The 24043-nt window shown below is 68.0% G+C and carries 21 protein-coding genes; 19 read left to right on the top strand and 2 right to left on the bottom strand.

Annotated features, from left to right (window positions below):
* Nucleotides 1-41: 41 nt before the first annotated feature.
* The 6 genes from ASE22_RS09680 to ASE22_RS09655 all read left to right on the top strand — a co-directional run bounded on the left by ASE22_RS09680 (nt 42) and on the right by ASE22_RS09655 (nt 5381).
* Entirely contained in the window at nt 42-782 is a 741-nt protein-coding gene (locus ASE22_RS09680) for an SDR family oxidoreductase (RefSeq protein WP_235536224.1), read from the top strand.
* Nucleotides 779-1255 (top strand): MaoC family dehydratase, encoded by a 477-nt coding sequence (locus tag ASE22_RS09675; protein WP_056358065.1) that lies wholly within the window; start codon nt 779-781, stop codon nt 1253-1255. Before ASE22_RS09680 ends, ASE22_RS09675 begins: the two co-directional genes overlap by 4 nt.
* On the top strand, nt 1248-2450 hold the full coding sequence (locus tag ASE22_RS09670; protein ID WP_056358062.1) for an acetyl-CoA C-acyltransferase: 1203 nt from the start codon (nt 1248-1250) through the stop codon (nt 2448-2450). Before ASE22_RS09675 ends, ASE22_RS09670 begins: the two co-directional genes overlap by 8 nt.
* Before the next feature lie 32 nt (nt 2451-2482).
* Nucleotides 2483-3703, top strand: a complete 1221-nt coding sequence (locus tag ASE22_RS09665) for an MFS transporter (protein WP_056358061.1) — start codon at nt 2483-2485, stop codon at nt 3701-3703.
* A gap of 131 nt (nt 3704-3834) precedes the next feature.
* Nucleotides 3835-4587: an SDR family NAD(P)-dependent oxidoreductase gene (locus tag ASE22_RS09660; protein WP_056358058.1), complete on the top strand. Its 753-nt coding sequence runs from the start codon at nt 3835-3837 to the stop codon at nt 4585-4587.
* A 14-nt stretch (nt 4588-4601) separates the two neighbouring features.
* Nucleotides 4602-5381, top strand: a complete 780-nt coding sequence (locus ASE22_RS09655) for an SDR family oxidoreductase (protein WP_056358055.1) — start codon at nt 4602-4604, stop codon at nt 5379-5381.
* Here the strand turns inward: ASE22_RS09655 and ASE22_RS09650 are convergent.
* Nucleotides 5371-6354 carry a LysR substrate-binding domain-containing protein gene (locus ASE22_RS09650; RefSeq protein WP_056358052.1) on the bottom strand — a complete coding sequence of 328 codons (984 nt, stop codon included), beginning with the start codon at nt 6352-6354 and terminating at the stop codon, nt 5371-5373. The genes ASE22_RS09655 and ASE22_RS09650 overlap by 11 nt on opposite strands.
* Nucleotides 6355-6500: 146 nt before the next feature.
* Here ASE22_RS09650 and ASE22_RS09645 point away from each other — a divergent pair, with 146 nt between their 5' ends.
* The 10 genes from ASE22_RS09645 to ASE22_RS09600 all read left to right on the top strand — a co-directional run bounded on the left by ASE22_RS09645 (nt 6501) and on the right by ASE22_RS09600 (nt 18579).
* Nucleotides 6501-7619: a DUF1214 domain-containing protein gene (locus ASE22_RS09645; RefSeq protein ID WP_056358772.1), complete on the top strand. Its 1119-nt coding sequence runs from the start codon at nt 6501-6503 to the stop codon at nt 7617-7619.
* A 55-nt stretch (nt 7620-7674) separates the two neighbouring features.
* Nucleotides 7675-8856 (top strand): sulfotransferase family protein, encoded by a 1182-nt coding sequence (locus ASE22_RS09640; RefSeq protein ID WP_056358770.1) that lies wholly within the window; start codon nt 7675-7677, stop codon nt 8854-8856.
* Complete coding sequence (locus ASE22_RS09635) at nt 8853-9752, top strand: MBL fold metallo-hydrolase (protein WP_056358049.1); 900 nt, start codon at nt 8853-8855, stop codon at nt 9750-9752. The genes ASE22_RS09640 and ASE22_RS09635 overlap by 4 nt, the downstream gene beginning before the upstream one ends.
* 3 nt (nt 9753-9755) lie before the next feature.
* Nucleotides 9756-10271, top strand: a complete 516-nt coding sequence (locus ASE22_RS09630) for a VOC family protein (protein WP_056358047.1) — start codon at nt 9756-9758, stop codon at nt 10269-10271.
* Between the two features lie 103 nt (nt 10272-10374).
* Nucleotides 10375-11538 carry an amidohydrolase family protein gene (locus ASE22_RS09625; protein WP_056358044.1) on the top strand — a complete coding sequence of 388 codons (1164 nt, stop codon included), beginning with the start codon at nt 10375-10377 and terminating at the stop codon, nt 11536-11538.
* Between the two features lie 84 nt (nt 11539-11622).
* Nucleotides 11623-12855: an MFS transporter gene (locus ASE22_RS09620; RefSeq protein WP_056358767.1), complete on the top strand. Its 1233-nt coding sequence runs from the start codon at nt 11623-11625 to the stop codon at nt 12853-12855.
* Complete coding sequence (locus tag ASE22_RS09615) at nt 12852-13487, top strand: cysteine hydrolase family protein (protein WP_056358041.1); 636 nt, start codon at nt 12852-12854, stop codon at nt 13485-13487. Before ASE22_RS09620 ends, ASE22_RS09615 begins: the two co-directional genes overlap by 4 nt.
* Nucleotides 13480-15174, top strand: a complete 1695-nt coding sequence (locus tag ASE22_RS09610; RefSeq protein WP_056358038.1) for a hydantoinase B/oxoprolinase family protein — start codon at nt 13480-13482, stop codon at nt 15172-15174. Before ASE22_RS09615 ends, ASE22_RS09610 begins: the two co-directional genes overlap by 8 nt.
* Nucleotides 15171-17336: a hydantoinase/oxoprolinase family protein gene (locus ASE22_RS09605; protein WP_056358035.1), complete on the top strand. Its 2166-nt coding sequence runs from the start codon at nt 15171-15173 to the stop codon at nt 17334-17336. Before ASE22_RS09610 ends, ASE22_RS09605 begins: the two co-directional genes overlap by 4 nt.
* A complete protein-coding gene (locus ASE22_RS09600) occupies nt 17323-18579 on the top strand; it encodes a cytochrome P450 (RefSeq protein ID WP_056358032.1) in 1257 nt (418 codons plus the stop codon). Before ASE22_RS09605 ends, ASE22_RS09600 begins: the two co-directional genes overlap by 14 nt.
* Before the next feature lie 38 nt (nt 18580-18617).
* On the opposite strand, the gene ASE22_RS09595 is transcribed toward ASE22_RS09600, so the two are convergent.
* Nucleotides 18618-19817 (bottom strand): CaiB/BaiF CoA transferase family protein, encoded by a 1200-nt coding sequence (locus ASE22_RS09595; RefSeq protein WP_056358029.1) that lies wholly within the window; start codon nt 19815-19817, stop codon nt 18618-18620.
* A gap of 191 nt (nt 19818-20008) precedes the next feature.
* On the opposite strand from ASE22_RS09595, the gene ASE22_RS09590 reads away from it, so the two are divergent.
* The 3 genes from ASE22_RS09590 (at nt 20009) to ASE22_RS09580 (ending at nt 23983) form a co-directional block, all read left to right on the top strand.
* Nucleotides 20009-21172, top strand: a complete 1164-nt coding sequence (locus ASE22_RS09590; protein ID WP_056358026.1) for a thiolase C-terminal domain-containing protein — start codon at nt 20009-20011, stop codon at nt 21170-21172.
* On the top strand, nt 21169-21579 hold the full coding sequence (locus tag ASE22_RS09585) for a Zn-ribbon domain-containing OB-fold protein (RefSeq protein WP_056358024.1): 411 nt from the start codon (nt 21169-21171) through the stop codon (nt 21577-21579). Before ASE22_RS09590 ends, ASE22_RS09585 begins: the two co-directional genes overlap by 4 nt.
* A gap of 85 nt (nt 21580-21664) precedes the next feature.
* Nucleotides 21665-23983 (top strand): TonB-dependent receptor, encoded by a 2319-nt coding sequence (locus ASE22_RS09580; protein ID WP_056358764.1) that lies wholly within the window; start codon nt 21665-21667, stop codon nt 23981-23983.
* Nucleotides 23984-24043: the final 60 nt, after the last annotated feature.

Below are 24043 nucleotides of genomic sequence, written 5' to 3'. Positions count from 1 at the left end.
TGGCGCGACCCGCACCAGAATATCCGCGTCCATCAGCCATGATGGCCGGCAAGACCATGCTGATCACCGCCGCCGCCGGCAGCGGCATCGGCGGCGCCCTGGCGCAGCGCGCCGCCGAGGAGGGCGCGACGCTGATGCTGTCCGACATGCACGAGCGGCGGCTGGGTGAGACCGCCGACCGCATCGCCGCGACGGGCCTGCCGCGCCCCGAGACCTTTGCCTGCGACGTCACCCAGGAGGAGCAGGTCCGCGCCCTGGTCGCCGCCGCGATCGACCGGCTCGGCCATGTCGACGTGCTGGTCAACAATGCCGGGCTCGGCGGCAATGCCCCGGTCGTCGAGATGACCGACGACCAGTGGTTCCGCGTGATCGACGTGACGCTGAACAGCGTCTTCCGCATGACCCGCGCGATCCTGCCGCACATGTACGAGCGGCAGGCCGGCGCGATCGTCAACAACGCCTCGGTGCTGGGCTGGCGCGCGCAGAAGCTGCAGTCGCATTATGCCGCCGCCAAGGCCGGGGTGATGGCCTTCACCCGCTGCTCGGCGCTCGAAGCCGCCGACCATGGCGTGCGGATCAACGCGGTCGCGCCGAGCTTCGCCATGCATCCGGCGCTGAGCAAGGTGACCCCGCCGGGCCTGCTCGAGGAACTGGTCGGCAAGGAAGCCTTCGGGCGGGCCGCCGAACCGTGGGAAATCGCCAACGTCATGCTGTTCCTCGCCTCCGACCTCTCTTCCTACATGACCGGCGAAGTCCTCTCGGTGTCGAGCCAGCAGGCATGAGCCGGCTGGTCGTCGCCACCCCCGCCGGGCTGCTCGGCCGCGAGGGAGAAAAGTTCGGGCCCAGCGACTGGCTCGTCATCGACCAGGCCCGGGTCGACCGGTTCGCCGAGGCGACCGGAGACCATCAGTGGATCCATGTCGATCCGGTCCGCGCCGCCGACGGCCCGTTCGGCGGCACCATCGCGCACGGCTATCTGACGATGAGCCTCGTCAACCTGTTCCTGCCCGACCTCATCGAGGTTCGCGGCGTGGCGATGGGCGTCAATGTCGGCGCCGACCGCCTGCGGTTCCTCAACCCGGTGAAGGTCAGCAAACGCGTCCGCGGTTCCGCCGAGATCGTCGGCGTCGAGGAGATCAAGGGCGCGATCCAGAGCACCGTCCGCGTCACCGTCGAGATCGAGGGCGAGACCAAGCCCGCCTGCGTCATCGACACGATCAGCCGCTATTATCCGGAGTCCAGTCCCCATGCGTGAAGCCGTCATCGTCTCCACCGCCCGCACCCCGATCGGCAAGGCCTATCGCGGCGCTTTCAACGACACCGAGGCGCCCGTGCTGGGCGGCCATGTCGTCGGCGAGGTCGTCCGCCGCGCCGGGATCGATCCCGCGCTGGTCGAGGACGTCATCATGGGCTGCGCCGCGCAGCAGGGTAGCCAGGGCTATAATCTCGCCCGGCTGTCGGCGGCGGTTGCCGGCCTGCCCGACAGCGTCGCGGGGATGACGGTCGACCGGCAATGCTCGTCGGGTCTCATGGCGATCGCGATCGCCGCGCGCCAGATCATGTTCGACGGGATGGACGTCGCGGTCGGCGCCGGCACCGAGTCGATCAGCCTGACCCAGAACAAGCACAAGAATGCCTATCGCGCCCGATCCAAGGCGGTGATCGCGGCGTCGCCGCACATGTACATGCCGATGATCGAGACCGCCGAGATCGTCGCCAGCCGCTATGGCGTCACGCGTGAAGCGCAGGACGAATATTCGCTGTCCAGCCAGCAGCGCACCGCCGCGGCGCATGCCGCCGGCCGCTTCGCCGACGAGATCGCGCCGCTCGCCACCGAGATGGCGGTCACCGACAAGGCGACCGGCGAGACCAGCAGCCGCACCGTCACGCTCGACCGCGACGAAGGGGCGCGCGGCGCCACCACGCTCGAGGCGCTGGCCTCGCTGAAGCCGGTCTTTTCGGGTGGGGAGGTGATCGCCGAAGGGCAGTACATCACCGCCGGCAATTCGAGCCAGCTTTCGGACGGCGCCGCCGCCTGCCTGCTGATGGAGGCGGGGCTGGCCGCGAAGCTCGGGCTGAAGCCGCTCGGCGCGCTGCGTGGCATGGCGGTCGCGGGCTGCGCGCCCGAGGAGATGGGCATCGGCCCGGTCTTCGCGGTGCCCAAGCTGCTCGAACGCAACGGCCTCACGGTCGACGATATCGACCTGTGGGAACTGAACGAGGCCTTCGCCTGCCAGGTGCTCTACTGCCGCGACCGGCTCGGCATCCCGCAGGAGCGGCTCAACGTGGACGGCGGCGCGATCGCGATGGGGCATCCCTTCGGTATGTCGGGCGCGCGCATGGCGGGCCACGCCCTGCTCGAAGGACGGCGCCGCGGCGTGAAGCGTGCGGTGGTGACCATGTGCATCGGCGGCGGCATGGGGGCGGCGGGACTGTTCGACATCTACTGAAACGAACGCGACGACATAAGGAGAGGCGGGCGATGGCGGTGGAGCAGGGGGAGAGTCGGCCCGGCGAGGGCACCCGCCCGGGACCGGCGGCGATCGTCGCGATGATGTCGGGCGCCTGTGCGATCGGGCTGGTGTTCGTCGTGTTGCCGCCGATCCTGCATCAGCTGGCCGATCATCTCGGCGGCGGTGCCGATGCGGCCTTCGGCGTGCAGATGATGGCGGCGATGCCGGGCATCGGCCTCGTCCTCGGCGGGCTCGTCGCGAGCTGGACGATCGACCGGCTGGGCGCGCGGGCGCTGCTCAGCCATGCGCTGATCGCCTATATGATCCTCGGATCGGCGGGGCTCTACATCGACAACCTCGCCGGACTGTGCATCACCCGCCTGCTGCTCGGCCTGGCCACGGCGGGCATAGCGACGGCGTCCAATACGTTGATCGCGCATTTCTACGGCGGTGCCGCGCGCGGGCGGATGATCTCGGCCGCGACCGTGGTCGGCAGCATGCTGTGCGTCGTCGCGATGCTGGCGAGCGGCGAGATCGCCGAGATCGCCGGCTGGCGCGCGCCCTTCGCCATCTACATCGTCGCGCCGCTGGTCCTGTGGCTGGCGGCGATCTTCGGCATTCCGCGCATCTCGATCCGCGGCGAGGGTTCGTCGAGCGACGAGAAAGGCAGCACCGGCATCGTGATCGCCAGGCTGTGGCCCTATTATCTGCTGATCACCAGCCTCTACGTCGTGCTGATGATGACGAGCACGCAGGTCTCCTTCCTGCTGGCGGAGAACGGCATCATCCGGCCGGTGATCCAGGCGCGCGTGCTCGGCACGGCCAGCTTCTTCCTGATCCTCGGCGCGCTGCTCTACGGCTGGGTGCAGGGCCGCTATGGGGCCAGCGCCGCGTTCCGGCTGGGCCTGTTCTTCCTCGGGATCGGCATCATCGGCTTCGGCCTGGCGCATGACGCGGTGACCGCCTCGATCGCCGCAGCGTCGAAGGGGCTGGCGAGCGGGCTTCTCAATTCGGGCTTCATCCACATGATCATGAACCGCTCCGAACCGCATCTGCGCGGCCGGGCGCTCGGCATCATGACCAGCGCGATGTTCCTGGGCGACTTCCTCAACCCGATCGTCGTCCATCCGATCAAGGAGATGCTCAGCCTCCATGCGGCCTTCCATGTGCTGGGCGCGCTGGTGCTGGCGGGGCTGCTCTGGTCGCTGCTGCGAAAGGTGCGCCCCGCCGAGCCGGCGGTGGCGGGGTGAGGCGATGACAACTCGTCATCCCGGCGGAGGCCTGGATCTCCGGAGAGTGGAGACGAGCACGAGGCAGGAGCCGCCTGAGATGCCGGCCTCCGCCGGCATGACGAGAGAGAAAAGATAAGGGGAGAGAGGCTGTGAACAGGCTGCAGGGCAAGGCGATCCTGATCGCCGGCGCGTCGGCGAACATCGGCGCGGCGACAGCGATCCGCCTGGCCGACGAGGGCGCGGCGGTGATGCTCGGCGCGCGTAGCACCGACCGGACCGGTGCGATCGCGGCGCGGATCAGGGAGAAGGGCGGGCGGGCCGAGACGGTCTGCTTCGATGCGGCCGACGACGCCTCGATCGCGGCGATGGTCGCGCATGCGGCGCAGACCTTCGGCGGCCTCGACGGGATGTTCGTCAACATGGCCGAGCTGACCCTGCACAAGCAGGACACCGACGCGGTGACGGTGCCGCTAGAGGTGTTCGACCGGGCGGTGGCGGTGAACCTGCGCGGCCATCTGCTCTGCGCGCGCCATGTCGTTCCCGTGCTGCTCGAACGGGGCGGCGGATCAATCGTCTTCACCTCGTCGAGCGCGGCCTTCATGGGGCGCGACCGGGGCATCTCCTACACCGTCACCAAACATGCGCTGACCGCGCTGATGCGCCATGTCGCGACGAGCTGGGGCAAGCAGGGCATCCGCTCCAACATCGTATCGCCGGGCCTCGTCCTGTCGGAGAAGAACCGCAACCATCCCGAGATGGACAAGGTGCTGGCGAACACGCCCAGCCCGCGGCTCGGCGAGCCCGAGGATCTCGCCGCCGCGGTGGCGATGCTGATGTCGCCCGACGGCGAATGGATCAACGGACAGATACTCTGCGTCGACGGCGGCGTGGTGATGCGCTGAACGGGAGGGAAGCCATGCTGCTCAAGGACAAGGTCGTCATCATCACCGGGGTCGGCCCCGGCATGGGGTGCAAGATGGCGTCGATCGCGGCGGCCGAAGGCGCGAAGGTGGTGATGAGCGCGCGATCGGCCGCCTTCATCGACGGCGTCGCCGCCGAGATCGTGGCGGCGGGCGGCGAGGCGGTCGCCGTGCCCAGCGACGTGACGAAGATCGAGGATTGCGACCAGGTCGCGCGGATCGCGATCGACGCCTATGGCCGGATCGACGGGCTGGTGAACAGCGCCTTCCGCTTCGTCGGCGGCCTGCCGTTCGGCCGCGACGCGCTGCCCGAATGGCAGGCGTCGCTCGACGTCGCCCTGTTCGGCACGCTCAAGATGATCGACGCGGTGCTGCCGCACATGAAGGCGCGGCGCGAGGGCTCGATCGTCAACGTCAGCACCCGCTCGACGATGCAGCCATTGGCGGGCGAGGGCCCCTATGTCTGCGCCAAGACCGCGCTGCTCGGCGTCAGCCGCCAGCTCGCGGCCGAGTTCGGCCCCTATAATATCCGGGTCAATTCGCCGCGCATGGGCTGGCTGTGGGGCGATCCGGTCCGCAGCTACCTGACCGCCAAGGCGGAGAAGACCGGCGTCCCGCTCGACGAGATCGTGGCCGGCATCGTCCGCGACATCCCGCTCGGCGTCATCCCGCCCGACGAGGAATGCGCCAAGGCCGTGCTGTTCTTCCTGTCGGACTATGCCCGGATGGTGACGGGCACCTCGCTCGACATCAACGGCGGACAGTTCATGATGTAGGCTTGGCCATGCGGTCCTCGGCCACCGACCTGATCATCGCGCGCAGCCAGTCGACCGCTGGCTGATCGCCATGCCAGCGGTGCCAGACGGTCGAGATCTCGAACAGTGCCGAAGGATGCGGCGGCTTCCACAGCGCCAGCTTGTACCGGTCGGCAAAGGCCTCGGCCAGGTTGCGCGGCATCATCGCCGCAAGGTCGCATTCGGCGACGATCGCCATCGCGACGATCGGGTTGGGGGCGGTCATCGCGATCGTGCGGCGAAGCCCGCGCTCCTCGAAACACTGGTCGAGGATGCGCGGATCGTCGCGCACCACCCGCCGTTCGAGCCCCGCGTCGGACACGATGCCGTTGACCGCGCGATCATTGTCGGGGCTCGCGATCGCCAGATGCGGCAGGGCTGCGAGCCCCTCCAGGGTGGGCTCGCGGCGGGCGAACGGATTGTCCGACCGCATTACCCAGACCATGTCGTCGGCGAACAGCGGCTCGGAGGCGAGCCGCTCGGGGATGCGCTCGAACCCGCCCAGCGCCAGGTCGATGCGCCCGGCGTCGAGTTCCTTCATCACCGCGCCGACCGGCAGGATCCGCAGCTCGGCCAGCGGCGCCGCCCTGCGGAAGCGGGCGATCACCTCGGGCATCAGCACGGCGGTGATATAGTCGCCGCAGGCGATCGAGAAGCGGCGGTCGGTCTTCTCCGGCACGAAGCTGTCGCCGTTCAGCGCCTGCTGGATGTCGACCAGCGCGCGGCGGATCGGTACCGCCAGCGCCAGCGCCTTGGGGGTCGGGTTCATGCCCTTGGCGCCGCGCAGGAACAGGTCGTCCTTGAGGATGTGGCGCAACCGGTTGAGCGAGTGGCTGACCGCCGACGGGGTCAGCCCGAGCAGCCCCGCGGCCCCGGTGACGCTGCCCTCCTCGGTCAGGGCGTCGAACACCCTGAGCAGGTTCAGATCCAGCGATCGAAAATGAATCTGGGTCAATTTGGTCCTGACGACATCTCATTCGAATCGATGCGATTCACAGATAAGATGTTGGGGAAGTCGGAAAGGCGCAACAACAAAGCATGGCCTTCCGCCAGCAACAGCCAGCGCGGCCGCAGCCGGCACGCAGAAGTAGGAGTAGGATGATGGCGACGCAACTTTCCCCCCAATCGCACGAGGAGCGGGTCTATAACGGCCGCGCCTGGGAGGATTTCTGCGACGGTCTGAAGGCCGCCGGCCAGGTGATCTTCCGCCCCGAGGCGCCCGACACGATGCTCGACCGGGCCGAGGGCTGGCGCTGGCTGACCCGCCTGACCCGCGCGGCACTCGACATGGCGGTCGAATATGGCGATCCGGCCTTCCCGGGCTTCTACCAGCTGTCCAACCACACCATCCGCATCGGCGCCGACAATCCCGACAACACCTATTTCAACGCCACGATCACCGCCGACCATGAGTACAAGATCAGCGGCTATCGCGGTACCGCGCCGATCCTGACCTTCGGGTCGAAGGCCAACCGCTACGCGATCGACGGCACGATGGCGACCACCGGGGAGATCGACCAGCGCACGTTGCAGGTCGACGAGAACGGCTATTTCGAGATCATCGTCAGCCAGAAGGAGCATCCCGGCAACTGGCTGCGGCTGGAGCCGGACTCGACGATGGTGATCGGCCGCGAGACCTTCCTCGACCGCAGCACCGAGCGGCCCTGCGCTGTAAAGATCGAGCGGATCGGCCGCGAAGGCGGCCCGCCGCCGCTGTCGGCGAAGCAGATCGACGAGGCGCTGCAGGAGACCGTGCGCTGGGTGCAGGGCACCTCCAAGACCTTCGCCGATTGGGCGCAGCTGTTCGCCAAGGATCCGAACGACCTGCCGCCTGTCCACCAGGCGATGTCGATCAATGGCGGCGGCGATCCGACGATCCGCTATTATCACGGCTATTGGGAGCTGAAGCCCGATGAGGCGCTGGTGATCGAGAGCGAGGTGCCGGAGTGCCTGTTCTGGAACTTCCAGCTCAACAACTACTGGATGGAATCGCTCGAATATCGCTACCTGCCGGTGCATGTGAACAAGCACAGCGCGCGTTACCAGCCCGACGGCAGCGTCATGATCGTGGTCGCCGCCGAGGATCCGGGCGTGGGCCATTATCTCACCACCGACGGCCATGCGACCGGCACGATGCTGCTGCGCTGGATCCTCGCCGACAGCGATCCGCAGCCGCGCTGCCGCGTCGCCAAGATCGCCGACCTGCGGGCCGGCAAATAAGCGGGACGGGACCGGGCGCCGCTCCGGCGGCGCCACATCCCATCGGAGAGATATGATGACCGACGCCGTTCCGCTCGAACATGACGCCCTGATCGCCGCCGCGCGGCAGCGGTCGGGCCTCCAGGACTTCGGGCCCGACTGGATCTTCACGCCCTTCCGCATCTACCTCGATGCGATCGCGAAGGAGGCCGAGCTCAGCGATATCGGCCGCTTCATCCAGGCGGAAAGCATCATCAAGGGGCTCGTCGCGCGGCTGCGCCGCACCGAGGACGTCCGGCAGCATCCGGAAATCCTCGACGAGAAGGTCACGGTCGCGGCGACGATCGTCAGCCTGCACCGCACCGGCAGCACCCTGATGCATCGCATGCTCGGCAGCGCGCCGTCGCTGACCGCGATGCACTGGTGGGAGACGCAATTCCCGGCGCCGCTGGACGGCGAGCTTCGCGGCGATCCGACCGCGCGGCGTGCGGCGGCCCAGACCCTGCTCGACCAGTGGCTCGAGGCGATGCCCGACCTGTTGTCGATCCACCCCATGTCGCTCGACCAGCCCGACGAGGAAGTGTCGCTCCAGGAACAGATGTTCATGGGCCTGTCGCCGGAGGCGTTCCTGCACATCCCGTCCTACGCGGCCTGGAGCGCCACCGCCGATCACCGCCCGGTCTATGAGGATCTGCGGCTGTGGCTCCAATATCTGCAGTGGCAGGACCAGAGCCGTGCCGGCCGCCAGTGGGTGCTCAAGACCCCGGCGCACCTGACCGCGCCCGAGGAACTGGCCAGCGTCTTCCCGGAAACGGTGATCGTGATGACCCACCGCGACCCGATCAAGACGATCCCGTCCTTCGCCAGCATGTCCTACACGCTGCGCCGGATGCTGTCCGACAAGGCCGACAAGGCCCGTACCGGGCAGCATTGGCTCGACCGTCTGAGCACGCTGATGAGCCGGCTGATGCGGCTGCGGCCGTCGATCGGCGAGCATCGCTTCGTCGACATCAGCTATGAGGGACTGGTCGAGGATCCGATCGCGCAGGCGCGCCGCGTCTTCGCCGCGATGGGCCGCGAGCTGGGCGGGGCCGACGAGGCGGCGATGCGCGCCTGGTTCGGCCACAATCCGCGCGACGGGCGTCCGTCGCACCAGTACGGCCTCGAGGAATATGGCCTGACCGCCGAGCAGATCGACGATCGCTTCGCCGACTACAAGGCGCGCTTCCTCAGCCCGCGCGTGGCGGAGCCGGCATGAAGCCCTTCCGCATCGGCGACGTCGAGATCGGCCGCGTTGTCGAGATGGACGGCGTGCCCTTCCCGGCCGAGCTGATCTTCCCGGGGATCGACCCGGCGACGATCGCGCGCGGGCGCGAATGGCTCGACGAGCGTTTCGTCGTGCGCGACGCCGACCAGCTGATGTGGAGCTTCCACAGCTATGTGATCCGCGCCGGCGGCCGCAACATCCTGATCGACACCTGCCACGGCAACGACAAGCATCGGCCGGCGCCGGTCGATTATTGCCACATGTGGCAGACCGACTATCTCGGCAACCTGGCGCGCGCCGGGCTCAGGCCCGAGGATATCGACATCGTCATGTGCACCCATCTGCACATCGACCATGTCGGCTGGAACACCCGGCTCGACAATGGCCGCTGGGTGCCGACCTTCCCCAATGCCCGCTACCTGATGACCCGGGTCGACTATGAGCGGTTCGAGCATATGGCGCCCGACGACCAGGAGGGCGCGATCAGCCATTATTCCTTCCAGGACAGCGTGCTGCCGGTGATGGAGGCCGGGCAGGCCGACCTGATCGAGACCGACCATGTCGTCGAACGCGACCTGGCCGGGGGCATCTGGCTGGAGGCGGCGCCCGGGCATACCGCCGGGTCGGCGCTGATCCACGTCCGGAATGCGCACGGCCACGCCATCTTCTGCGGCGACGCGCTCCACCATCCGATCCAGGCCGAGGATCTGTCGATCCATGTCGCCGGCGAATATGACAGCGCGATGGGCGAGCGGACGCGCCGCGACCTGCTGGCGCGCTGCTGCGATACCGACACGCTGTTGCTGCCCGCGCACTTTGCCTCGCCCTCGGCGGCGCGGGTCGTGGCACCGAACGGCGCCTTCCGCTTCCGGTTCGACGGGAACTGATCGATGGCCGCGTTCGATCCCGCCTTCGTCCAGCTCGGCTATGTCACTGCCGACATCGACGCCGCGATCGCCTATTTCACGCGCACGGCGGGCGTGTCCGAATGGCTGCGCTGGCCCGGCGTCGTGGTCGAGAAGGACGTGGACGGTGTCGTGGCGCGGTCGGTGCTCGATCTCGCCTTGGCGTGGCGCGGTTCGACGATGCTGGAGCTGATCCGGCCGGTGTCCGGCGCGATCGGCATCTACAGCCTGCGCGGCGCCGCTGATGCGCCGGTGAACCTGCATCATATCGGGCACGGCGTGCCGGGGGACGAGGCGGCTTTCGAGCGGCAGCTGGAATCGATGGCCGCGGCCGGCCATCCGGTCGCGCTCGTCACGCGCAACGAGAACGGCAATTACGCGCTGGTCGATACCCGGTCCACGACCGGTCTCTACACCGAATATCTGTGGGGACGGGCCAAGGGGATCGCTCTGTTCGAGGGCATTCCCCGCAATGAAATCTTGAACCAAGCTATCGCTTGATTTTTCTGGACGGGCGCTGCCGTCGGTGGCAATTTGATCCCCGACGGCTGCCAATCCAGATCGGCGATGCGAACCGAGCAGAATGTCAGTCGAGGAGGTTGCAATGGCTACGATCGCAGAAGACCGGAAGGTCGAATTCACCGCCAAGGACATGATCATATCGGCGGACAGTCATATCAACGAACCGCCCACCGTGTTCGATCGCCTGCCCGCGAAGTTCAAGGATCGCAAGCCCGTGATGATGCGCGGCGCCGACGGCGGCGACGGCTGGAGCTTCGACGGCAAGATACCCAAGCGCACCTTCGGGATCGAGGCCATGGCCGGCTTCCAGAAGAAGGACTTCCGGCTCAGCGGCATGCGCTTCGATGAGCTGCGCCCCGGCAACTGGGACGGGCGCGCGCATCTCGACGACATGGACATCGACGGAATCTACGGATCGGTGCTCCACCCGGCCAATGCGATCCAGGTCTACACCCTGCCCGATCGCGAGCTCGGCATCGCCTGCATGCAGTCGTACAACGACTGGCTGCTGCTCGATTTCCAGGCGGTCGACCCCAAGCGGATCGTCGGCCTGCCGATGCTGCCGGTCGACGACGGCATGGACGTCGCGATCGCCGAACTGGACCGGGTGATGAAGAACGGCGCCAAGGCCTGCTTCATTCCCGGCATGCCCGAGCGGCCCTATAACGATCCCTATTATGAGCCGCTCTGGGCGGCGGCGAGCGCGGCGGACATCTCGCTCAACCTGCACCGCACCTTCGGCGGCAAGCCCGACAAGACCGACTGGGACGAGCTGGTCAACCAGCGCGTCAGCGTCGGCGGCATCGTCTTCCGCTATTTCTCGTCGGTGAAGCCGCTGACCTACATGATCTTCGCCGGCATCTTCGATCGCCACCCGAAGCTGAAGATCGTCGCGGCCGAGGTCGACTGCGGCTGGGTGCCCTTCTGGGCGCAGACGATGGACGCGCATTGGGAGGCCCAGCAAGCCTGGTTCCCCCAGAGCCTCGACCACAAGCCGAGCGACTTCCTCGGCAAGAACTGCTTCGTCACGACGATCGACGACTATGTCGGCTACGACCTGATCAAGACCGGCCGCTACCCCTATCTGTCGGCGATGACGATGTTCTCGACCGACTATCCGCACTCGGCCACGATCTGGCCGAACTCGCGGGCGGTCGCCAACAAGCTGACCGAAGGCATGACGGAGGCCGACAAGGCGCTCGTCCTGCGGGAGAATGCCGTCCGCATCTTCCACTTCGGCGAGTGACCAATGAGCGGGGGCGGCTCGTCCGTCCCCGCGATCACCTGCGGTACGGCAAGAGCCGGCCGCCATATGGGCGAGGATGAGGCCATGAGCGCGACCGAAGGCACCGAAACCGCGGTGAAGCCGCAGGGCGCGCGATGGATCGCCGCGATCCCCGCCATGATGGCCGGCGGCTGCTCCATCGGCCTGATCTTCACCGCCCTCACCCCCGTCCTCCCCAAGCTGTCGGCACAGTTCGGCGGCGGCAAGCTCGGTACCGAGATCGCCGGGCAGATGGTGATGTCGGTCCCCGCGATCGGCCTGATCCTGGGCGGCATCGGATCGGGCTGGCTGATCGAGCGCTTCGGCGCGCGCCGACTGCTGCTGCTGTCGCTGCTCGGCTATGCGCTGTGCGGATCGGCGGGGCTCTGGGTCGACAGCCTCTGGGCACTGTTCGTCTCGCGCACCTTGCTCGGCTTCTTCACCGCGTGCGTCTCGACCTCCGCCAACAGCTTCATCGGCGAGTTCTTCGACGAGAAGGGCCGCGGGCGCATGCTGTCCGCGATGACGGTGGTGGGCAGCCTGCTCGCGACCTGCGCGGTACTCATGTCAGGCTGGTTCGGCGAGCATGTCGGCTGGCGCGCGCCCTTCGCGATCTACCTGATCGCGCCCGCCATCCTCTTCGCCCTGGCGGCGATCGGCCTGCCGGCCATCCCGATCCGCAAGACCGACCATGGCGCGGGGAACGAGAGCGTCTTCCTGCGCAACTGGCCGATCTACCTGATGATCGGCGCGCTCTACGTCATCCTGATGATGACCAGCACGCAGATCTCCTATCTGCTCACCGAGCGCGGCATCACCAGCCCGATCATCCAGTCGCGGGTGATCAGCATGGCGTTCGCCTGGCTGATCGTCGGCGCGATCTTCTACGGGACGATGCAGGGGCGGATCGGCTGGGCGCCGACCTATTATATCGGGCTGCTGTCGCTCGGCCTCGGCATCGGCGGACTGGGCTTCGCGCCCGATGCCTGGACCGCGGGCGCGGCCACCGCGCTCAAGGGCTTCGGCGCGGGCATCCTCAGCCCCGCCTTCATCCATCTCGTCCTCAACCGCTCGACGCCCCGGACGCGGGGCCGGGCGCTGGGCCTGATGACGACGTCGATGTTCGCGGGCGACCTCGCCAACCCGATCGTCGTGGCGCCCTTCCGCGCGGTGTTCGGGATGCACGGCGCCTTCATCTCGCTGGGCTCGCTGGTCCTGCTCGGCGCGATCATGGCCTTCTTCCTCGGGCTCGGGCGCAAGGCGCCGCCCGCCGCCGAGCAGCGGAGGGCCGTGGCATGAGCCTCGACCTCGGGCGTCCGGCGCTGCTGAGCATGGAGATGCAGCGCGGCGTCGTCGGCGACCGCAGCCGCATCCGCCCGCTGATCGAGGCGGTCGATGCGGTCGGGCTGGTCCCCAACCTCGCCGGCATGATGCGCCGCGCGCGCGCCGCCGGCGTCACCGTGGTCCACTGCAATGCCGAGTTTCGCGCCGACCTGAAGGGATCGGGGGGCAATTGCCCGCTGCTCGCGGCGATGACCCGCAGGCCCGACCATATCCTCGAGGGATCGGAAGGCGCCGAGGTCGACCAGCGGCTCGAACCCTCGCCGCAGGACATCGTCCTGCGCCGCTTCCACGGCGTCTCGCCCTTCACCGGCAGCACGCTCGACATGACCCTGCGCAACCTGGGCGTCGATACGGTGATCGCCACCGGCGTCTCGGTGAACATGGGGGTGCTCGGCATGTGCATCGAAGCGGCCAACCTCGGCTACCGCGTGCTGCTCCCGCGCGACGCGGTCGCCGGCTTCCCCGCCGACTATGCGACCGCGGTGATCGACAACAGCCTGGCGCTGGTCGCCACCATCACCGACAGCGCCGCCGTCATGGCCGCGCTCGCCACGATGGCGCCCGCGTGGGAAATGGCCGATGGTTGACCGCACCGACGATCCGGTTCTGGTCGAGGTCGTCCGCAACGCGCTGGCCATGGTCGCCGAGGAGGCCGGCATCGCCGCGGCGCGCAGCGCCAGCTCGCCCTTCGTCAGCCAGGCTTCGGCGATCGCCTGCGCGCTGTTCGATTCCCGGGGACGGCTGGTGGTCCAGACTGCGGGCGGCATGCTCCACGTCTCCGCGCTGCAGGTGATGCTGCCCGAGATCTGGAAGAGCCATCCCCCCGAGACGTTGCGCGAGGGCGATGCGATCATCCTCAACGATCCGTTCCGGGGCGGCATCCATCCGACCGATGTTGGCGCCTTCCGGCCGATCTTCCATGACGGCAAGCCCGTCTTCTACTGCGGCGCGATGATGATCGTGTCCGATCTCGGCGGCCTGTCGGCGGGCGGGCTACCGGCCAACGCGACCGAGACCTTCCACGAAGGCATCGTCCTGCCCCCGCTGAAGTTCTTCGCCGAGGGCGCGCGGGTGGCCGAGGTGGAGTCGCTGCTCCAGGCCAACAGCCGCACGCCGCAGCGCATCGTCGGCGACATCGAGGCGCTGGTGATCGGCGGCAACATCGCGGCGGCGCGGATGGCGGCGCTGATCGAGCGCTACGGCATGGCCCGGCTCGATGCGATCATCGACGACCTGTTCGACCATGCCGAGCGGATGACCCGGCACGGCATCGCCGCGATTCCCGACGGCGTGTACCAAGGCGCTTATGCGATCGAAGAGGACGGCGTCGAGACGGGCCGCGACTTCCGGGTCGAGGTGACCGTCACCGTCGCGGGCGACGCCTGCCGCTTCGATTTCACCGGCACGTCGCCGCAGGCGCGCGGGGCGATCAATTCCTCCTATTCGCAGTCGCTGTCGGGCGCTGTGTTCGCGCTGCGCTGCTATCTCGATCCGGAGATTCCGCTCAACGAGGGCTTCTACCGCTGCCTCGATATCGAGCTGCCGCTCGGCACGCTGGTCAATCCGCGCCACCCGGCGGCGTGCAACCTGCGCATGGCGACGGTGCAGGCGATGATCGACGCGATCAGCCTGGCGCTGTCGGGCGCCTATCCGCACCACGCCGCGGCGGCGGCCGGGCTGGTGTCGACCGTCACCGCGCATGGCAAGCAGCTCGATGGCACGACGAGCTGGAGCTTCCTCGACGTGTTCTTCGGGATCGGCGGGGGCAGGGCGGGCGCCGACGGCGCCGACGGATCGCCGTTCATCATCTACGGCGCGTCCAATTACGACCGGAACATCGAGTCCTACGAACTGGAATTCCCGATGGTCTATCATGAATATCGGCTGCTGCCGGATTCGGGCGGCGCGGGCCGCTGGCGCGGCGGCTGCGGGCTGGTCAAGACCGTCGAGTTCCAGGTCGATGCCGAGATCACGGTGCGCGGCACCGATCGCTACATCGTGCCGCCGCAGGGCGCACAGGGTGGGCTGCCGGGCCGGCCGGGCGCCTGGGTGCTCAACCAGGGGCGGACGGACGAGGCGCATCTGCCGCCCAAGCGCACCAACCACCGCATCCGGGCCGGCGACACGCTGACGATGGTCGTCGCGGGCGGCGGCGGCCTCGGCGATCCGCACGAGCGGGACCGCGACCTCGTCCGCCGCGACGTCGAGGAGGGCTATGTCTCGGCCCGCTCGGCAAAAGACGATTACGGCCTCGACCTCGGGGCGACGGCATGAGCGTGCGGCGGATTTTCATCGGCGTCGATATCGGCGGCACCTTCACCGATCTGGTGCTGGCCGACAATCGCGGCGCGATCCACAACATCAAGACGCTGACGACCACCGACGATCCGGTGCGCGGCGTGATGACGGCGGTGCGCCAGGGGCTCGATGAGGCCGAGGCGGCGGCGGCCGAGGTCACCCGCTTCGTCCATGCGACGACCCTGCCGACCAACCTCGTCCTCGAACGCAAGGGCGCGAAGCTCGGGCTGATCGCGACGGCGGGGTTCGGCGACCTGTTCCATATCGGAAAGCAGCACGCGATCGGGCCCGATCGCTTCAACCTCTCCTACACCCCGCCGCCGCCGCTGCTGCCGCGCTCGATGGTGGCCGAGGTCGGCGAGCGGGTGAACGCCGCCGGCGCGGTGCTCCGCCCGATCGATCGCGCCGATGCCGAGCGCGCCGTCCGCCTGCTCGTCGATCGCGGGGCGGAGGCGATCGCCGTCTGCCTGCTCAACAGCTATGCCAATCCCGTGCATGAAGCGGCGATCGGCGAGGTCGCGCGCATGGTGGCGCCCGATGCCTATATCTGCCTCTCCTCGGAGGTCTGGCCCGAATTCCAGGAATATGAACGCGCCGCGACGACCCTGATCTCCGCCTATATCGGGCCGACCCTCGCCAATTATGTCGGCCGGCTCGAAGACGCGCTGCGCGGCATCGGTATCGACGCCGAACTGCAGATCATGCAGTCGAGCGGCGCGGTGATGGGGGCGGCGATGGCGGCACGCAAGGCCGCCTATGCGATCGAATCCGGCCCCGCCGCAGGCGTGATGGCGGCGGCGCATCTGGCGCGTGAGGCGGGGCGGCCCGGCCTCGTCTCCTTCGACATGGGCGGGACCACCGCCAAGGCCGGCCTCGTCGTCGACGGCGAGCCGCGCATCACCCACCAGTTCCGCGCGGGCGGCGGCACCAGCGCCGCAGGGCGCGCCGATGCGGGCGAACCGATCAAGGTGCCCGTCATCGACCTCGCCGAGGTCGGCGCGGGCGGCGGCAGCATCGCGCGGGTCGATACCGGCGGCTTCCTGCGGGTTGGGCCGCAGAGCGCCTCCTCCTATCCCGGGCCGGCCTGCTACGGGCTGGGCGGCACGCTGCCGACCGTCACCGACGCCAATGTCGTGCTCGGCTACATCAACCCCGGCTATTTTGCGGGCGGGAGCATGACGCTCGACGCCGAGGCCAGCCGCCGCGCGATCGAGGAGCATGTCGCCCGCCCGCTCGGGCTCGACGTGGTCGCGGCGGCGCGCGGCATCCATGCGCTCGCCAACACCGCGATGGCGGCGGCGATCCGCGTCGTCACGCTCCAGCGCGGCATCGATCCGCGCGACCATGCCCTCGTCGCCTCGGGCGGCGCGGGCCCGATCCATGCGGTCAAGCTGGCCGAGCTGTTCGGGATCGGGACGGTGATCATCCCACCCTCGCCGGGGGTACGATCAGCCTGGGGGCTGCTGATCTCCGACCTCGCCCATGATTTCGTCGCCACCGCGATCATGCCCGCGACCGCCGCCGATCCGGTCCGGATCGCAGGCCTGTTCGCCGGGCTAGAAGACAAGGGGCGGCAGGCGCTGGCCCATGCGGCGTCGGCCGAGACCCGGATCATCGTCCAGCGCAGCATCGACGTCCGCCTCGCCCACCAGCACCAGGAGATCACCATCCCGCTCGGCGACGGTGCGATCGACGGCGAACTGCTGGCCCGGGCCGAAGCCGATTTCCGCACCGTCTATGCGCGCACCTTCGGCGTCCGGCCGAAGGAGGCCTGCCAGTTCGTCAATTTCCGGCTGCGCATCTCGGCGGTGGTCGAGAAGCCGGCGCCGGTGGTGCGCGCCTGGGGCGACGGCGCCGCCGATCGCGCCCGCAGGGGCGTGCGCCCGGCATGGTTCGAGGGGCGCTCGCTCGCGACGCCGGTGTACGATCGCATCCTGCTCGAGCCGGGCGACCGGATCCTGGGGCCGGCGATCATCGAGGAGCCCGATTCCTCGACCATCTGCCCCGACGGCTATCGCGCGTCGGTCGACCTGCACGGCAACCTGCTGATCTCGCCGGTACGCGCGGACGAGGCGGCGGGCCCCGAGGACAGCGACGAGGCGCCGGTCGACCGGACCCTGCACGATGCGCTCTGCTGAGGCGCTCGATACGCCGCAGGCGGTGCTGGACGTGATCTTCGCCCCCGATCGTCCGGGGGACATCTATCCCTATTATCATCGGCTGCGGTCGCTGGCGCCGCTCCATTATGTCGCGGGCTTCCACGGCCAGCCCGCCTGGGTGGCGAGTTCCTGGAACGCGGTGCACCGGATCGCGCGCGATCCGCGCATGCGCTCCGACCCCAAGACGCTCGACATCTACAGCGCGGGCGATGCGGGCCGCGGCTTCGATGCGATGATGCGGCGGCTGATGCTGTTCCTGCCGCGCGCCGACCATGACCGGGTGCGCGCGACGGTGAGCGGCAGCTTCACCCCGCGCGCGGTCGAGGCGCGGCGGCGGCTCGCGCGACAGGTGGTCGACCGGCTGATCGACGATCTCCCCGAGGGCGCGTTCGATCTGGTGCGCGACTTCGCCTATCCGCTGCCGGTGTTCATGATCTGCCAGATGATGGGCGTGCCGCACGAGGACGTGCCGCTGTTCATCGCCTGGGCGCATGATTTCGCCGCGCGCGGCGATGTCGGGCCGCGGCTGAGCGAGGAGGCGATCCGCGCCGGCGAGGCGGCGACGGCCGGCTTCCAGGATTATTTCACCCGCCTCATCGCGCGCCGCCGCCGCCAGCCCGGCGAGGACCTGATGAGCGAGATGATCGCCGGGCGGGTCGGCGGGGTCGCGCTGTCCGACGACGAGATCGTCGCGGCGGCGGTGCTGCTGCTCCAGGCCGGCCATTCGACCACCGCCGACCTGATCGGCATGGGCACCCGCCACCTGCTGCTCCATCCCGACCAGTGGCGGCTGCTGATCGACCGGCCCGACATCATCGCCGGGGCGGTGATGGAATTGCTGCGCTACGACAGCTCGGTGCAGATGTCGCACCGGGTCGCGGTCGAGGATTTCGAGGTCGAGGGACATCTGATCCGGAAGGACGCGCTGTGCCTGCTGCTCAACGGCGCCGCCAACCGCGATCCGGCGGCAGTGCCCGATCCGGACCGGCTCGACCTGCTGCGCACCGGGATCAACACCGCCCCCTTCGGCGGCGGCCCCTATATGTGCCTCGGCCAATATCTGGCGCGGGTCGAATTGCAGGAGGCCTATCTGGGCCTGACCCGCAGGATGCCCGACCTGGCCCTGTGCGGCGGCGAGCCGGTGCATGCCGGCGGCGTCACCCTGCGCGGTCTCGCCGCCTTGCCCGTGTCGAGCGAAAGGCCGCACCGGCACGCGGCTTGACCGCCTCCCTCTCCCCTTCAGGGGAGGGGCCGGGATACTCAGCCGATCACGCCCGCCGTGCGGTAGCTCTCGATCTGCCCCGCATCGAGGCCCAGCGACGCGAAGATCTCCGAACTATGCTCGCCGCAGGTCGGTGCGGGCGTATCGGCATGCGCCGCCCGGCCGTCGACGGCGAGCGGGGCCGAGACGAGCTTGACCGGATAGCCGTCATGCGTGTCGATCTCGAAGATCATGCCGTTCGCCAGCGTCTGGGGGTCGCGGTAGAGATCGTTGAGAGTCTGAACCAGTTCCCACGGCGCGTCGAACGCCTCGAAGCGGGGACGCCATTGTTCCCAGTCGCGCGACCCGAACGCGCCCTCGAAGATACCCATCAGCAGGGGGCCGTTGGCCATGCGCGCGGCGGCATCATGGAAGCGCGGGTCGTCGATCAGCGCGTCGAGCTCCAGCGTGGCGCAGAGCCCCGGCCAGAAGCGGCCCGAATCGAGGAAGACCAGCTGGATCCAGCGGCCGTCGCGCGTCCGGTAGGTCCCGACCAGCGGATTCTGCTCGACCGCGCGTTGCAGGACGTTGGGCGGATAATCGGGATCCTGTGCCGCGACCATGTCGTTCGACAGCATCCACGCCGCCATCGACAGCAGCGAGGTCTCGACCAGCGAGGGTTCGCCCGTGCTCGCCCGCTTGAACAGCGCGCCGGCGACGCCGAAGGCGAGCGCGACCGCGCTGGCGTGGTCGCCCACAGCGCGCGGCTGGCGGGTGTAGCTGCCCTCCTGCGACAATATGTGACCGAAGCCGCCGCGCGCCCAGAAGGAGCTGGCGTCGAATCCGGCCTTGCCCGCCTCGGGGCCGGCGAAGCCCAGGCCGTTGGCGCGGGCGTAGATCAGCTTCGGGTTGTGCGCGCGCAGGTCCTCGACCGTCAGCCCGAGCTTGCGGATCGCGGCGGGGCGAAGGCTGGTCATGAACACGTCGGCGCTCTCGACCAGGCTGCACAGCAGCTTGTGACCGTCGGCGTTCTTGAGGTCGATGCAGACGCTCTTCTTGCCGCGGTTATTCTGTTCGAGGCTGAAGTTCGGCCCAGCCGTCGAACGGCGGTCGACGACGACGCTTCGATAGGGATCGCCCACGCCGGGCGTCTCGACCTTGATAACTTCCGCGCCGAGATCGGCGAGCATGGTGCTCGCGGCAGGCACCATCACATATTGTGCCAGTTCGATCACGCGGACGCCCTTGAACAGCTGCATCCGATCCCTCCACCGCGGCCTTCACGGTCGGCCGTTGGAGGCGATAATTATGACCAAGCGCTTTGTTGGTCAATGCGCCGATAGGCCTCGTTAAGTTGAATATTGTGCATTATCATATTTACCAAACAAGCGCTTGGATTGCGTTTGGCGCCGCGATAGGTTGAGCGACAAATATACGGAGGGGATGCGACATGGCGTCAGGCCTGTCGGGAAAGGCGGCCATAGCCGGAATCGGCTATACCGAATTCTCGCGCAATTCGGGCGTGAGCACGCTGACGCTCGCCCTGCGCGCGATCATGGCCGCGCTCGACGATGCCGGCCTCGATCCGGACAAGGTCGACGGCATCGCCACCCACCGCGTCGGTGACTCGACTCCGGCGCCGATGGTCGCGGTGTCGCTCGGATTGACCGATCCTCATTTCTACGTCGATCATTTCGGCGGCGGCGGCAGCTCGCATGGGCTGGTCGGGCAGGCGGCGCTGGCGGTAGCCGCCGGGGTCGCCGACTATGTGGTCTGCTACCGCGCGATCAACGCCCGGTCCGAGTTCCGCATGGGGGGCACCGGCCGCCCGCTCGTCGATCATATCGAGACCCAGTATCAGGCGCCCTACGGCTATATGGCGCCGCCGCAATATTATGCGATGATGGCGCGGGCCTATATGGACGCCTTCGGGGTCGACGAGCGCCACCTCGGCGCGGTCGCGGTTTCGCAGCGCGCCAACGCCGCCGAAAATCCCCGCGCGATGATGCGCGATCCGATCAGCTTCGAGGATTATCGCGCGTCGCGGATGATCGCGGAGCCGTTCCGCCTGCTCGACTGCTGCCTGGAGACCGACGTCGGCGTCGCGCTGCTCGTCACCACGCCCGAGCGCGCGCGCGACCTGCGCAAGCCGGCGGTGATCGTCGACGCTGCCGCCTGGGGCGGCGGCACGACGCTGCAGAGCGCGAACGCCCCCGACATCACCACCTCCTATGCCGCGCAGATGGCGCCGCGCCTGTTCGGCATGGCCGGGCTGACCCCCGCCGATGTCGACTTCGCCAATCTCTACGACTGCTTCACCTTCTCGGTGCTGATGCAGCTCGAGGATTACGGCTTCTGCGGCAAGGGCGAGGCGGGTGGCTTCGTGCTCGACGGCCATCACCGGATGGGCGGGCGGTTGCCGGTCAACCCGCATGGCGGCTTCCTGTCCGAGGGCTATGCCCATGGCATGAACCATATCGCCGAGGCGGTTCAGCAGCTCCGCGGCGAGGCGGGCGGCCGCCAGGTCGCCGATGCCCGGATCGGCCTCAGCACCGGCGCCCCCGGCTATGTCGGCGGCGTGACGAGCGCGCTTCTGCTCAGGAGGGACGGATGATCGCCAAACCGCTTCCCATGCCCGACAAGGATTCGGCCCCCTATTGGGAAGGGCTGGCGGCGGGCGAGCTTCGCGTGCAGCGCTGCGCGCGCTGCGGCACGCTGCGCTGGCCGGCGCGGGCGATCTGCAACCGCTGCCGCAGCTTCGACGCCGACTGGGTGGCGATGAGCGGGCGCGGCACGATCAAGAGCTGGATCCGCACCCATCAGCGCTTCCACCCGGCCTTCGCCGAGGATCTTCCCTACGTGACCCTGCTCGTCGCGATCGAGGAGCAGGCGGACATCCAGATCGTCGGCGCGCCGGCCGATCCCGCCATCGATCCGGCGATCGGCACACCGGTCCGCGCCGTCTTCAGGGACCCGCAGGAAAGTCCGCCGATCCTGTTCTGGGAGCTCGACGCTTCCTGAGGAAATCGACCGCACCAAAATAAGAAGCGACCACTTGGTTTAATCATGATGCGGGCAACATGATCCGCACGAGGAGGGGATGAGCATGACCGACAGGAAGACAGTCACTTCGCTGCTCTTGGGCATATCCACGATCGCCATGGGCATGGCCGCGCCGGCGGCCGCGCAGACCACGCCTGCGGAAGCGACCGCCACCGCCACCGGCGGCGGCCTCGAGGAGATCATCGTCACGGCCCGCCGCCGCGAAGAGGCGTTGCAGGACACGCCGATCTCGGTGAGCGCGCTGTCGAGCGCCACGCTGGAACGGTCGAACGTCCAGGCGCTCGACGACATCACCCGGCTCATGCCGAACGTGGCGATCCAGGCGCAGTCGGGCTTCCTGGCGGGCAATACCGCCTTCATCCGCGGCATCGGCTCGCAGGAGCCGCTGCTGTCGGTCGACTCGCCGGTCGGCATCTACATCGACGGCGTCTATATCGGCCGCAACAACGCCTCGAACCTCGAACTGGTCGATCTGGAGCGGATCGAGGTGCTGCGCGGTCCGCAGGGTACGCTGTTCGGTCGCAACACCACCGGCGGCGCGATCAGCATGGTGACCAAGAAGCCCGCCGCCGAATTCGGCATCGAACAGAAGATCCAGATCGCCGAATATGACGAATATGCCTCGCGCACGCGGATCGACACCGGGCTGCTCGGCGATTCCGGGGTCAGCGCGACGCTGTCCTATATGCACCGCCAGCGCGACGGCTATCTCAACAACAAATATGCCGATGGCTCGCACAGCCAGGGCGCGCTCAACACCGACGCGATCTGGGCCAAGGTCAACGGCGAATGGGGCAGCTTCTCCGCCGCCTACACCTTCGACTGGACCGACATGCGCGGCGTTCCCGGTGGCTTCCAGACCCGCTTCCTGTCGCCGCTGCTCCAATCCTATTATGCGAACACCACCGGCAATTCGCTGCTCGACGAGGTGCAGCAGGACTATAACAAGAATTTCAGCGTCCGATCGAAGGCGCTGCAGCGGGTCAAGATCATCGGCCATGCGCTGACCCTGCAATATGACGTCAACGACGCCATCACCCTGAAGTCGATCACCGGCCGCCGCACCTACAAGGCGGCGCTCGGCACCGCCTATGCGCCGCCGGGCATCTTCGGGAACACCACGACCGGCATCAAGGAAGTGCAGATCTACTCGGCCGACGCGAAGGACGAGGACGTCAAGCAGTTCTCCGAGGAGTTCCAGCTGCTGGCCAGGTTCGGTGACTTCAGCTGGGTCGGCGGCCTCTATTATTTCAAGGAAGACAGCAAATATTTCAATCCGACGAGCTATTCGTTCGTCCTCTCGCCGACGCTCGCCTCGAACCTGTCCTCCTCGACCATCTTCGACTATCAGGCCAAGTCCTATGCCGCTTTCGGCCAGGGCAGCTGGAAGCCGCAGGCGCTCGACGAGAAGCTCGAGCTGACCCTGGGCGTCCGCTACACCAAGGACAAGAAGGCGGTGCAGCAGACTGCGAGCACGGTCCGCAACGGCAAGGCCAGCTTCGACGACACCTCGGTCAACGCGATCATCAGCTACAAGCCGGTCGACGACGTGATGGTCTATGCCCGCTACGGCACCGGCTATCGTTCGGGCGGGTTCAACACCCGCGCCAGCGCCACCCAGTCCTTCGTGTTCGAGCCCGAAAAGGCCAAGACCTATGAGGCGGGCATCAAGAGCGAATTCCTCGATCGCCACGTCCGGCTGAACGCGGCGGTGTTCCACACCGACTACAAGGACCTCCAGGTCACCCAATATCTCGCCACGGCCGCCGGCGGCGGCGGTTTCACCAACAATGCGTCGGCCAAGTTCCGCGGCTTCGAGGTCGAGATGCAGGCGGTGCCCGTCAACGGCCTGACGCTCGATGCCAGCGTCGGCTATGTCGATCCGAAGTATAACGAGATCTTCTTCATCGTTCCGGCGACGCCGGTGCCCGGCCACACGCCCGGGCCGGGCGAGGTTCCGGGGGGACTCGGCAACTATGCCGACATCAGCAAGTTTCCCTATGTGCCGAACTGGACGGTCCATCTGGGCGGGCAATATCTGAGCGAGGATATCGGCTTCGGCAAGCTGCTGCTCAAGCTCGACTATTCGCACACCAGCAAGCGCTACTTCATGACCAACATCCTGAACGGCCTGAACTTCGCCAATGCGATCGCCGATCCGGGGCAGCACCAGATCGACGCGCGCATCGGCCTCGTCGAGATCCCGGTCGGCGGCAAGACGATGGACCTCAGCATCTTCGCCGAGAACCTGACGAACGAGCACAACATCACCGCCGGCATCGATTTCGGCGCGCTCGGTTTCGCCGGCAACATCTACAACCAGCCGCGCCGGATCGGCGTGGATGCGAAGATCGCGTTCTAGAGCGATCTGCCGGGCGCCGGGCGGTCCGACCGTCCGGCGCCGCCTTCCGGGCCTCGCCGC

This window comes from Sphingomonas sp. Root720 (assembly GCF_001428605.1).
Classification (GTDB): domain Bacteria; phylum Pseudomonadota; class Alphaproteobacteria; order Sphingomonadales; family Sphingomonadaceae; genus Rhizorhabdus.
This window is presented reverse-complemented; position numbering and strand designations above follow the sequence as displayed.